The sequence below is a fragment of the Microbacterium thalassium genome (assembly GCF_014208045.1).
Classification (GTDB): domain Bacteria; phylum Actinomycetota; class Actinomycetes; order Actinomycetales; family Microbacteriaceae; genus Microbacterium; species Microbacterium thalassium.
This window is the reverse complement of record NZ_JACHML010000001.1, coordinates 1264541-1276240: the sequence shown is the minus strand read 5'-3', so window position 1 is coordinate 1276240 and position 11700 is coordinate 1264541. Positions and strand designations below refer to the sequence as shown.

Here is an 11700-nt window from a genome sequence, read left to right as displayed (position 1 = left end):
GTGGATGTGCACGTCCGCGTGCACGCATAAAAACCTTATGACATTTGGTTTTGAGAAATCAAGCATCATTCGGTTTACTGGCGTCATGGCACGAAGAGGTTCCTATGCGAAGGGCGTGGCCAAGCGCGAGGAGATCCTCGAGCGCTCACTGGACGTCATCGCCCGAGAGGGCTACCGCGGGGCGTCGGTGAAAGAGCTCGCGGACGCCGTCGGGCTCAGCCAGGCGGGGCTCCTGCATTACTTCGACAGCAAGGAGGAGCTCTTCACCGAGATCCTCCGCAAGCGCGACGAGGTCGATGCCCGCGCCTACGGTGGCAGCAGCGAGGTCGTGAGCCCGGATGGTCTGCGGGACGGCTTCGTGGGGGTCATCCGGCACAACGCCGACGTCCCCGGACTCGTGCAGCTGTACTCGCGCATGGCCGTGGACGCCGCCGATACGTCCCACCCCGCGCATCGCTACTTCGTCGACCGCAACTCCGCCCTGCGCGCGAGCTTCGCGGATGGTCTGCGTGCTCTCCAGGCCGAGGGCCGGCTCACCGACGTCGTCGACGCCGAGACGCTCGCCCGCATCGTGCAGGCCGTCGCCGACGGCCTGCAGCTGCAGTGGATGCAGGATCCGTCGACGGACATGGCCGGCACCGTTGAAGCGATGTTCCGCGCCCTCGACCCGAGCGTCCCCGCCGGCGACCCGAAGGAGACCTCGTGACCGCCGCAGGAGAGCCCATCGTCCGGATCGGGAGCGGGTCGGTGCGCGGCCGCTGGCGCGGCACCCCGGGCACGGAGGCCGCGAGCGCGGCGTTCCTCGGCATCCCGTTCGCCCAGCCGCCGGTCGGCGATCTGAGGTTCGCCGCCCCGGTCGCCGTCGAGCCCTGGGACGGCATCCTCGACGCGGCGGACCACGGCGCGACGCCGCAGCGCGGCGACACCGGCATCACCCTGATCCCCGAGCCCAGCGTGCCCGGCGACAGCACGCTCAACGTCAACGTCTTCACGCCTCGCCCGGGCGAGGCCGACGCCGCGCTTCCGGTGCTCGTGTACATCCACGGCGGCGGCTTCGTGTCGGGATCGCCCGCGAGCCCCTGGTACGACGGCGCGTCGTTCAGCCGCGACGGCATCGTCACTGTCGTCGTGTCGTACCGCCTCGGCTTCGACGGCTTCGGCCACATCGACGGCGCCCCCTCCAACCGCGGCGTGCGCGACTGGCTCGCGGCGCTCGAGTGGGTGCGGCAGAACATCGCCGCGTTCGGGGGCGATCCGGGACGCGTGACCATCGCCGGCCAGTCCGCCGGCGGCGGCGCCGTCCTCACCCTGCTCGGGATGCCGGCGGCGCAGCACCTGTTCCACGCCGCGTGGTCGCTGTCGGGCCCGCTGCGCGACATCTCCCCCGGGCGGGCGCAGCAGCTGTCGGCGGAGCTCGCCCGGCTCGCCGGCGTGCCCGCCACGCGCGCCGGCTTCGCCACGGTTCCCGAGGACAGGCTGAGGGATCTCCAGCAGCAGGTGGCCGCTCCCGCGTCGACGAGCGCGCTGGGTCCCATCGTGGCGATGATCGAAGACGGGCTGGCGTGGGGACCGGCCATCGACGGCGACCTCATCGTCCGCCCGACGATCGAGGCGATCCGCGACGGCGTCGGCGCCGACAAGCCGCTCGTCCTCGGCGCCACCGACGACGAGTTCACGATGGTCACCGCCGCCATGGGCGACGACGTCGACCCAGCCCCCGCCCTGGCGCTCCTGCTGACGGATCCGGCGTCGGTCGACGCGTACCTCGACGCCAACCGGGCTCACCGCGGCACGAGCGCCGCGGCGCTGCTCGGGCGGTTCGTCAGCGACGCGGTCTTCCGGTCATCGGTGGTGCGCGTGGCCCGCGCCCGCGCCGCCGCGCCCACGTGGGTCTACCGGTTCTCGTGGGCCTCCCCCACGTTCGGCTGGGCGATCCACTGCGTGGACGTCCCGTTCTGGTTCGACTGCCTCGACGCGCCCGGGGTCGCCGCCATCGCGGGCGACTCACCGCCTGCCGCGCTCGCCGACGCAGTCCACGGCAGCGCGGTCGCCCTCATCCGCGACGGCGATCCCGGCTGGGAGCCGTGGTCGCGCTCGACCGGCAGCACCCGCGTGTTCGACGACGGTGCGGCCTCGGGTGTGCACGCCGACGGGTACGCCAGCGTGCACGCCCTGGTCTGAGGCGGATTAGCGCAGCGACGGGATGACGTCGCGCTCGAACAGGTCGACGCCTGACCGGTCGTACGCGTGCTCCGGGAAGTAGTGGATGGCGTAGGCCAGGCCCCGGGCGCGCATGTCGTCGAGCCGCTCCGACACCTGCTCGATCGTGCCGACGAGCGCGCGACGCGAGCGGTAGTCGGCCATGTACGCCTCGGTCCTGTCGCCGAGGAACGGGGCGAGCCGCGCCTCGATGCGGTCCAGTCGCTCCTCGACCTCACCCTCGGTCTCGCCGACGACCGTGTTGAAGTTGGCGGTCATCACGACCTCGCCCGGATCGCGCCCGATCGCGGCGCAGTGCCCCTCGAAGACGGAGCGCTTGTGGCTGAACTCCTCGGGCACCGACGACCAGTTGGTGTAGTCGGCGTACTTCGCGGCGATCTTCAGCGTCACCTTCTCGCCGCCCCCGGCGATCCAGATCGGGATGCCGCCGTCCTGCAGCGGGAGCGGCCGCACGATCGCGCCGTCGACCTGGTAGTGCGTGCCGTCGAGCGTCGCCGTACCCGTCGACCACGCCTGCCGCATGATGTCGACGCCCTCGTCGAGCATCCCCAGCCGATCGCCGATCGCGGGGAACCCGTAGCCGTAGGCGCGCCACTCGTGCTCGTACCAGCCGCCGCCGATGCCCATCTCGACTCGGCCGCCCGAGATCATGTCGACCGTCGCGGCGACCTTCGCCAGGTAGGCCGGGTTGCGGTAGCCCATGCACGTGCACATCTGGCCGAGCCGGATGCGCTCGGTCGCCGCGGCGAACGCCGACATCAGCGTCCAGGCCTCGTGCGTGGCCTCCTCGGACGGGATCGGGACGGTGTGGAAGTGGTCGTACACCCACAGGGACTCCCACGGGCCCTGGTCGGCGTGCTGAGCGAGGGTCGCCATGACCCTCCAGTGGTCGGCGGTCTCGATGCCGACGAGGTCGTGACGCCAGCCCTGCGGGATGAAGATTCCGAATCGCATGGGGCTCAGCCTAGGAGCGCCCCGCCCACCTGAACAGGCCGGACCGGCGCGGGGCGCACCTGGATGCGGGCCCCCTGGCTAGCCTGGCCGCGTGGACATGTGGTTCGCGCGGTCCGCCTGGCTGTGGACCGAGGCGTCCCGACCCGCGACGCCCGCCGACCTCGCGTCGTTCGCCGCACGCAACATGGTGCGCGACGCGTGGGTGAGCGTGCCGTGGGCGGGGCCGACCCGGGCGACGGCCGCGCATGTGCGCGCGCTCGGCGGGCGGGGGATCCGCGCGGCGTGCCTGGGCGGTGATGCGACCTGGTCGACGGATGCCGACGCCGCCGCCGCGTGGGCCGATCGGGCGACGGCGTCCGGCATGTTCACGAGCGTCCACCTCGACATCGAGCCGTGGGCGCTTCCGGAGTGGACGACGCACGCGGACGTGCTCCTGACCGGTCTCGCGCGGACCGTCTCGGCCGTCGCCGCCGCTTCGCGCGGTCTGCCCGTCGAGGTGGATCTGCCGGGCTGGGTCGCGCGGACGCATCCGGCGGGTTTCGACCAGGCGGTGCGGGCCGCCGACCGCGTCACGATCATGGCCTTCCGGGACACCGCTGCGGCGATCGCGGATGAGGCGGATGCCGCCGTCGCTGTCGCAGCCGGCCGCGCGAGGACGTTCCGGGTGGGCGTCGACACGGTGCCGTCTCCGCGGCCCGAGACGACGTTCCACGACGACGGCCGCGACGCGCTCGCGCGCCACACGTCGGCGGTCGCCCTCGAGTTCGCCCGGCTGCCGGGCTTCGCCGGCATCGCGGTGCACAACCTGGCCGCGTGGCGCGAACTGCGTCCGTAAGGGGGACGTCCGCTCAGCCGGCGGGCGCGGTCACGACGCGCGCGTGCGGCATCCGGGCGCGCATGACCTCGACCGCCTCGGGGTTGTCGTCGACGAGCACGGCGTCGCGGCCGAGGGCCGACGCGACCGCGCCGGTCGTGCCGCTGCCGGCGAACAGGTCGAGCACGCGGTCGCCGGGCCGGCTCGAGGCCTGCACGATGCGTCGCAGGACCCCCTCGGGCTTCTGCGTCGGATAGCCCGTCTTCTCACGCCCCGTGGTGGGGACGATGGTGTGCCACCAGACATCGGTGGGGAGCTTTCCCCGCTCGGCCTTCTCGGGCGTGACGAGCCCCGGCGCCATGTACGGCTCGCGGTCGACGGTCTCGGAGTCGAACCAGTAGCGATCGGGGTCCTTCACGTACACGAGGATCGTGTCGTGCTTGGTCGGCCAGCGCCGGCGGGTCTTGCCCCCGAAGTCGTACGCCCAGATCAGCTCGTTGAGGAACCGCTCGCGGCCGAAGAGCGCGTCCATCAGCACCTTCGCGTAGTGCGCCTCGCGGTAGTCCAGGTGGACGTACAGGGTGCCGTCGTCGGCGAGCAGCCGCCACGCCTCGGCGAGGCGGGGTTCGAGGAAGCCCCAGTAGTCGTCGAACCGGTCGTCGTAGGTGCGCAGGTCGCCGCGCAGCCGCTCGTACTCGCGGCCGTGGAACCCGCGGCGCACGATGCCGGGCTCCTCGCCCACCGGGCGCGCGGTCTCGACGGCGCGTTCGCGTGCTCGGCCGGTGTTGAACGGCGGGTCGAGGTAGACGAGCGTGAACGATCCGTCGTCGAAAGAGCGGGCCACGGCGAGGTTGTCGCCCTGATGGATCTCGACCGCGCCCCGGGCGGCCTCGGGCTCGCCGGCGGCGGCGCTGCTCACGGCACCCGATGGAGCCATGCGTCGGTGGCGAACTTCGACTCGACCAGCGCCTCGGCCTCGGCGTACTCGTCGTCCGCGATCCCGCCCGGCACGGCCCCGTAGAGATGCGCGAACGTGTCCTTCAGCTTCTGGATGATCGCCTCGCGGGGCAGACCCGTCTGTCGCCGGAGCGGGTCGACGCGCTTGGCGGCCGACGTCGTGCCCTTGTCGCTGAGCTTCTCGCGTCCGATGCGCAGCACCTCGGTCATCATCTGGCCGTCCATGTCGTAGCTCAGCGTCGCGTGGTGCAGCACACCGCCGTTCGCGAGACGCTTCTGCGCCGCCCCGCCGATCTTTCCCTGCGGTGAGGCGATGTCGTTGAGCGGCTGGTAGACCGCCTCGATGCCGAGTGAGCGCAGCGCCTGGAGCACCCAGTCGTCGAGATACGCGTACGAGTCGGCGAACGTCATGCCGGCGACGAGCTCGGCCGGAACATAGAGCGAGTAGGTGATGATCGCATTGGCGCCCATCATCATCGCGCCGCCGCCCGAGATGCGGCGCACGACGTCGAAGCCGTGGCGTGCTGCGCCCTCGGGGTCGACCTCGTTGCGGAACGACTGGAACGATCCGATGACCACGGCCGACTCGTCCCACTCCCACATGCGCAGGGTGGGCCTGCGACGCCCGGCGCCGACACGGCCTGTCAGCACCTCGTCCAGGGCCAGGTTCATCATCGGCGACACCGGACGCTCGTGGACGATCTCCCAGTCGAACTCGCGCCAGCCGGGAGCCGTCACCAGCGCCCGTCTCACGGCGGTGCCGACGGCCTCGGGCGTGAAGCCGAGCAGCTGGGCGCCCGCGGGGAGCGCGGCGCGCACGGCGGCGGCGATGGCCGCGACATCCGATTCGACCGGCAGCCCGTTGACCGCGGCGTCGATGTCGTCCAGCGCCTCGTCGGGTTCGAGGAAGAAGTCGCCCGCCAGATGGAAGTCCGCGATGCGCCCGTCGCGCTCTTCGAGGTCGACGACGACCAGCTTCCCCCCGGGCACCTTGTACTCGCCGTGCATGGATTCAGCCTAGTCAGCGCCGGAACGACGACGCGGCCCGGTCTCCCGCAGGAGCCCCGGGCCGCGTCGCGACGGCGGCGGTCAGCCGTTGAGACCGGGGACGATCAGCCAGTCGTTGACGAGCACGATCCAGACGGCCAGGACGACGAGCGCCGCGACCGTCAGCGCGACGGCCGCCCGCCCGCGCAGGATCAGCCCGATGACGAGCACGATCATCACGGCGACCGCGAGGACCGTCGATCCGAACGGGATGCCGGTGACGAACAGGGAGAGCAGGAACAGCGCCGCGACGACGACCTCGATGATGCCGAGGACCGTGCCGCCGCGACCGCGCAGCCGCAGCACGCCGTCGACGAGGGCGAGGACGCCGCCGACGAGGGCGATGAGCAGGAGCCAGCTGAGAGTGATCACGGGTGGTGGCCTTTCTCGCTTTTCAGCCCGCCGCGGGTTCGGCGAGCGCGGGTCAGCCTAGCCACGGTCGGACGCGGGCCCCGCATCGGCGGGGAGGGCTGGACAGCGCGCTCTCGGACCTGCTATCGGCGGTCAGACCCGGATGGCGAAATGCCTGTCGAGCCACGCCAGCAGGTCGGCGCGCACCTCCTGCTGCATCACCTCGTTGAAGATCTCGTGGCGGGCGTCCGGGTACACGAGAGTCGTGATGTCACTGAGCCCCGAGCGCTCGCGGTACGCCTTCGCGAGGCGGTGGACGCTGCGCGGACCGCCCAGCGGATCGTCGCGCCCGACCATGAGCAGCGCCGGGATGTCGCGCCCGAGGTTCGTCCGCGGCCACCCCAGCATGCGGACCGTGTCGAGCAGTCCGAACAGCTTCTGCAGCGGCGTCAGGGTGGTGAGCGGGTCGTCGACGAACGCCTTCCCGACGGACTGATCCGACGAGAGCCACTCGGCACCGTGGGCGTCGGGCGCGTTCCAGCGGGCGTTGAGGTCTCCGGCGTTGAGGTAGCCCGGCCAGCGCACCGAGGATCCGCTGAGCACCAGCGCGTCGTAGGCGTCCGGGTGGTGGTTGACCAGCTTCTGCGCCATGAACGACCCCCACGAGTGGCCGAGGAGGACCAGCGGAAGGCCGGGGTTCTCGTCCCGGATGATGCGCGTGAGCCGCCAGAGCGCGTCTTCGGCCGCGCTCAGGCCTCCGGGGCCGAGCCTGCCCAGCTTCGACGCGTCGCCGTCGTGCTGCTTCATTCCGGTGCGCCCGTGGCCTCGATGATCGTCCGCGTACACCGTGTAGCCGTCGGCGGTGAGGGCGTCGATGAGCGCTCCGTATCGGCCGGCGTGCTCGCCCACGCCGTGCAGAATCTGGACGACCGCTCGCGGAGCGGTCTTCGCCGGGTGGACGTCGTAGACGATCGCGATGCCGTGTGCATCGATGAACTCGGGCATGCGCACGAGTCTAGGCAATGCGCCGCGGTCCGCCGGCGAGAGTTCGTACTCCGTCCGCGGTATGCCGCCGGCAGGATCTGCACCCGCGGGACGACGCCCGCACGCTGCGGCTTCCCTAGGCTCGACCCCATGAGCGCACACACCGGGAACGCACGTGCCGTCGGCATCGCGGTGGCGGTGATCGCCGCGCTCGCTCTCGTCGCGGGAGGCGCGGCGATCGGCGTCGCTCTCAGCCGCAGCGCCGATGCACCCCCGGCCGCCGCGGCGACTCCTGTCCCGGCGGACGATCTCGCCGACGAGGTCACCGACACCTCGGCGCAGGCCCAGGCGGATGTCGCCGACGTCGAGGACGCACTCGCCGTGGTGGCGGCGATGGACCTTCCCTCGGACGCCGAACTGGCGGCGGCGACGGCGGCGCTCGAGCAGGCGGCCGAAGCCGCATCCGCGAGTGCGGCCGCGGCATCCGCTCTCTCGAGCGATGTGGAGGAGCTGAACGCCTGGCTGGCCGAGCTCGACGCCTCGCTCGACGCCCTCGAGGACGAACTCTCGGCCTACCTCGCAGCACTCGGCGACGCGGCGACGGAGTACCTCGCCGGGCTTGGGGATGTGCCCGCCGATCGCCTCACCGGCGCGCAGGATGCCGTCGCGGGTCTCGAGGACCTGCGCGGCCGGCTCGGAGCCGGCGGCGCCGACGCGGGAGCGGGCGGCTTCGGCGCGACCGATCAGGTCAGCACCCTGCAGACGCGACTCGAAGCGGCCGAACGCGCCGCATCCCGCAGCGGGACGGAGCGGGACCGGGCGAATTCGGGATGATTCCGAGGATCGGTCCTGGCGCTGGCCGATATCGCTAGATAATCTAGCGAATCATGACGGATATGTTCGCGCGGCGCTGGGCCGGCCTCGTCTTCATCAGCATCGCGGTGTCGCTGATCATCGTCGACTCGACGATCGTCAACGTCGCCATCCCCTCGATCGTGGACGACCTGGGCATCACTTCGACCGAGGTGCAGTGGGTGCAGGAGGCGTACACGCTCGTGTTCGCGTCGCTGCTGCTGCTCTTCGGCAGCTTCGCCGACCGCTGGGGACGCAAGCGGATGCTGCTGATCGGCGTCGTCATCTTCGCCGTCTCCTCGGTCTTCGCCGCACTCGCCCCCACCGGCGGCCTGCTGATCCTCGCGCGGCTGGTGCAGGGCGTCGGCGGCGCGATGATGCTGCCGACGACGCTGTCGCTCATCAACGCGACCTTCCGCGGCCGCGAGCGCGGCATCGCCTTCGCCGTGTGGGGATCCACCATCGGGGGCATGGCGGCGGTCGGCCCCCTGCTGGGCGGCTGGCTCACCACCGAGTTCTCGTGGCGGTGGGCGTTCGGCATCAACATCCCCCTCGGCATCCTGATCCTCATCGGCGTCTCGCTTACGATCGCCGAGTCGCGGGAGCACAGCCATAAGGGCCTCGACGTCCTCGGCGCCGCCCTGTCGGTCGTGCTGTTCGGAACTCTCGTGTTCGGCCTCATCGAGGGCCGCAGCTACGGCTGGTGGGAGGCGAACGAACCCATCGATCTCGGATCCTTCACGTGGGACTGGTCTATCTCGCCCGTCCCGATCGCGTTCGCGATCTCGGCGGTCGCGCTCGCCGTGTTCGTCTGGTGGGAGCTGCGCCGGAGCCGCGCCGGGCTGGGCACGCTGCTCGAGCCGTCGCTGTTCACGATCTCGTCGTTCCGCAACGGCAACGTCGCCGCCCTCGTGGTCTCGCTCGGCGAATTCGGGCTGATCCTGTCGCTGCCGCTGTGGCTGCAGTTCGTCCTCGGCTTCGACGCGCTGCAGACCGGGCTGATCCTGCTCGCGCTGGCCGGCGGCTCGTTCCTCGCGAGCGGATTCGCCGGGGGCCTCAGCGGCCGCGTGCGCCCCGTCCTCATCGTCCGCGCCGGCATCGTCGCCGAGATCATCGGCGTCGCCTGGGTCGGCCTGGTGATCGGACCGGATGCCGCGTGGGGCTGGCTCATCCCCGCCCTCGCGGTCTACGGGTTCGGCGTGGGGCTCGCGACGGCGCAGCTGACGGGGGTCATCCTCGAGGATGTCCCGGTCGACCTGTCGGGGCAGGGGTCAGGCACCCAGTCCACGTCGCGCCAGGTCGGCTCGGCCCTGGGCATCGCGATCCTCGGAACGGTGCTGTTCACCAGCACCGGCGGCATCCTCGGCGGGCTCCTCGACGACCGCGGTGTCCCGGCCGACCAGCGCGACGCGATCGTCTCGTCGGTCGTCGACAGCGCCGGCGCCGCGATCGAGGGGCTGGAGCAGTCGCCCGAGACGGCCGACATCGCCGAGGACGCCAAGACCGCGTTCAGCGACGGCACGCGCCTGTCGGCGTTCACCGCCGCAGGATTCCTCACGATCGGGCTCTTCGCGACGCTGGCGCTCGGGCGCGGCGAGCCGCGCCGGACACGCGCGGAGGAGGCCGCCGAGTCACCGCCGGCCTGATCCGCGAACTTTCGTTAGCAAGGCTAATGAGCTAGGCTAACGAATCGCATGAACGACTCCGCCGCCCCCGCTCCCCCCGCCGATCACGACGTCCTCGCACCGGCCGCGGCCGACCTGCGCATGGCGGTGTTCCGCTTCGCGCGGCGTCTGCGCGCCGAGCGCGCGATCGACGCGATGAGCGACGGGCAGTTCGCCGTGCTCGCGGTGCTCAAGGTGTACGGAGCCCACAGCCTGGGCGAACTCGCCGAGCGCGAGCGCGTGACGGCCCCGTCGATGAACCGCACCGTGAACTGCCTCGAGGAGTCGGGGTGGGTGCAGCGCGCTCCCGACGAGGACGACCGCCGCAAGGTCAACGTCTCGCTCACCGAGGCGGGCCTCGAGGTCGTCGAAGAGACCGTGCGACGCCGTGACGCGTGGGTGGAAGAGGTGCTCGCCGACCTCGACGACGCCGACCGTGCCGCCCTCGCGCGGGCCGCGGCGATCATGGAGGAGGCGGCGGCCAAGTGAAGTCCATGTTCCGGTCTTTCACGACCTTCAACTACCGCATCTGGTTCCTCGGCGCGCTCGTGTCGAACATCGGCGGATGGATGCAGGCGACCGCCCAGGACTGGGTCGTCCTCACCGAGCTCACCGACAACAACGCCGCCGCGATGGGCGTGACGATGGCGCTGCAGTTCGGGCCGCCGCTGGTCCTCGTCAGCCTGACGGGCTGGGTGGCTGACCGCTTCGACAGGCGCCGCATCCTGTTCGTCACGCAGTCCGCCCTGCTGCTGCTGGCGACCGGAGCCGGTGTGCTGCTGCTCACCGGGGTCATGACTCTCCCCATCATGTTCGGCTTCGCGGCGGCCTTCGGCGTCGCCAACGCGTTCGACGCGCCGGCCCGCCAGGCCTTCGTGTCGGATGTGGTCTCCCGCGAGCACGCCTCGAACGCGATCGCGCTCAATTCGGCGTCCTTCAACCTCGCCCGCCTCATCGGCCCGGCCGTCGGCGGTCTGCTGATCGTCGCCGTCGGGACCGGCTGGGTCTTCGTCATCAACGCCGTGACGTTCCTCGCGATGATCCTCGCTCTGAGTGCCATGCACTCCCGCGAGCTCGTGCCCCGCGTGCGGCAGACGGGTCGCGCGCGCCTGTCGGAGGGCTTCCGCTACGTCTGGGGCCGCCCCGATCTGCGCGTGGCGTTCATCATGGTGTTCCTCCTCGGCGCGTTCGGCATGAACTTCCCGATCTTCGCCTCGACGATGGCCCTGGAGTTCGGCCAGGAGGCCGACGGCTACGGGCTGCTCAGCTCGATCCTCGCGATCGGCTCGTTCGCGGGTGCCCTGCTGGCGGCCCGCCGCGACCGCGCCCGCGTGCGCGTCATGGTGCTCGCCGCCGGCGGGTTCGGTGTGGCGTCGCTGGTGTCCGCCGTGATGCCGACCTACGGGCTGTACGCCCTCGCGCTGGTGTTCGTCGGCTTCTCGACCGTGACGATGCTGACCACCGCGAACGGCTACGTGCAGACCACGACCGACCCGGCCCTGCGCGGGCGCGTGCTCGCGCTGTACATGGCGGTCATCATGGGCAGCACGCCCATCGGCGCGCCCATCACCGGCTGGGTGGCCTCGACCTTCGGGCCCCGCGTCGCGATCACCGTGGGCGGCATCGCCGTCCTCGGCGCGTTCGCGATCGGGGCGGTCTGGATGCTGTCGTCGGGACGTGTGCGCCGCCACGAGGAGAAGCGCTTCCGGCTCACGATCGACGAGACCCGCCCCGTCTCGGTCGTCGACGCCGTGCCCGAGGACTTCAGCGAAGAGGTCGCCACGACCTCGCCGATCACGCTGCCGGAGCTGCCGGAGCGCCGCGTGCCGCACACCGCGAGCTGAGGCAGGCGCCTCC

12 protein-coding genes are annotated in these 11700 nt (G+C 71.5%); 7 read left to right on the top strand and 5 right to left on the bottom strand.

The genetic code is table 11. The annotated features are described in order from the left end of the window. Positions 1 to 85: 85 nt before the first annotated feature. Complete coding sequence (locus tag HD594_RS05945) at positions 86 to 706, top strand: TetR/AcrR family transcriptional regulator (RefSeq protein ID WP_184750075.1); 621 nt, start codon at positions 86 to 88, stop codon at positions 704 to 706. Continuing rightward, the gene (locus tag HD594_RS05940; RefSeq protein ID WP_184750074.1) at positions 703 to 2181 is read left to right on the top strand and encodes a carboxylesterase/lipase family protein; all 1479 of its coding nucleotides are present in this window, start codon (positions 703 to 705) and stop codon (positions 2179 to 2181) included. The genes HD594_RS05945 and HD594_RS05940 overlap by 4 nt, the downstream gene beginning before the upstream one ends. A gap of 6 nt (positions 2182 to 2187) precedes the next feature. Here HD594_RS05940 and HD594_RS05935 read toward each other — a convergent pair whose 3' ends face one another. Then, positions 2188 to 3174, bottom strand: coding sequence for an LLM class F420-dependent oxidoreductase (locus HD594_RS05935; RefSeq protein ID WP_184750073.1), 987 nt, complete (start codon positions 3172 to 3174; stop codon positions 2188 to 2190). Between the two features lie 91 nt (positions 3175 to 3265). Here HD594_RS05935 and HD594_RS05930 point away from each other — a divergent pair, with 91 nt between their 5' ends. Then, complete coding sequence (locus HD594_RS05930) at positions 3266 to 4009, top strand: hypothetical protein (protein WP_184750072.1); 744 nt, start codon at positions 3266 to 3268, stop codon at positions 4007 to 4009. Positions 4010 to 4022: 13 nt separating this feature from the next. Here the strand turns inward: HD594_RS05930 and HD594_RS05925 are convergent, their stop codons facing one another. The 4 genes from HD594_RS05925 to HD594_RS05910 all read right to left on the bottom strand — a co-directional run bounded on the left by HD594_RS05925 (position 4023) and on the right by HD594_RS05910 (position 7348). Further along, complete coding sequence (locus tag HD594_RS05925; RefSeq protein WP_184750071.1) at positions 4023 to 4925, bottom strand: DNA-methyltransferase; 903 nt, start codon at positions 4923 to 4925, stop codon at positions 4023 to 4025. Further along, a complete protein-coding gene (locus HD594_RS05920) occupies positions 4904 to 5953 on the bottom strand; it encodes a lipoate-protein ligase LplAB (protein ID WP_184750070.1) in 1050 nt (349 codons plus the stop codon). The genes HD594_RS05925 and HD594_RS05920 overlap by 22 nt, the downstream gene beginning before the upstream one ends. Positions 5954 to 6034: 81 nt before the next feature. Continuing rightward, positions 6035 to 6364 carry a hypothetical protein gene (locus HD594_RS05915; RefSeq protein ID WP_184750069.1) on the bottom strand — a complete coding sequence of 110 codons (330 nt, stop codon included), beginning with the start codon at positions 6362 to 6364 and terminating at the stop codon, positions 6035 to 6037. A gap of 132 nt (positions 6365 to 6496) precedes the next feature. Beyond that, positions 6497 to 7348 (bottom strand): alpha/beta hydrolase, encoded by an 852-nt coding sequence (locus tag HD594_RS05910; RefSeq protein ID WP_184750068.1) that lies wholly within the window; start codon positions 7346 to 7348, stop codon positions 6497 to 6499. Positions 7349 to 7477: 129 nt separating this feature from the next. Here HD594_RS05910 and HD594_RS05905 point away from each other — a divergent pair, with 129 nt between their 5' ends. The 4 genes from HD594_RS05905 to HD594_RS05890 are packed head-to-tail and all read left to right on the top strand — an operon-like array spanning position 7478 to position 11687. After that, on the top strand, positions 7478 to 8161 hold the full coding sequence (locus tag HD594_RS05905; RefSeq protein WP_184750067.1) for a hypothetical protein: 684 nt from the start codon (positions 7478 to 7480) through the stop codon (positions 8159 to 8161). A gap of 53 nt (positions 8162 to 8214) precedes the next feature. Continuing rightward, positions 8215 to 9825 (top strand): DHA2 family efflux MFS transporter permease subunit, encoded by a 1611-nt coding sequence (locus HD594_RS05900; RefSeq protein WP_184750066.1) that lies wholly within the window; start codon positions 8215 to 8217, stop codon positions 9823 to 9825. Between the two features lie 48 nt (positions 9826 to 9873). Beyond that, positions 9874 to 10332: a MarR family winged helix-turn-helix transcriptional regulator gene (locus HD594_RS05895; RefSeq protein WP_184750065.1), complete on the top strand. Its 459-nt coding sequence runs from the start codon at positions 9874 to 9876 to the stop codon at positions 10330 to 10332. 5 nt (positions 10333 to 10337) lie between these two features. Next, complete coding sequence (locus tag HD594_RS05890) at positions 10338 to 11687, top strand: MFS transporter (RefSeq protein ID WP_184752601.1); 1350 nt, start codon at positions 10338 to 10340, stop codon at positions 11685 to 11687. The last annotated feature ends 13 nt before the right edge of the window (positions 11688 to 11700 follow it).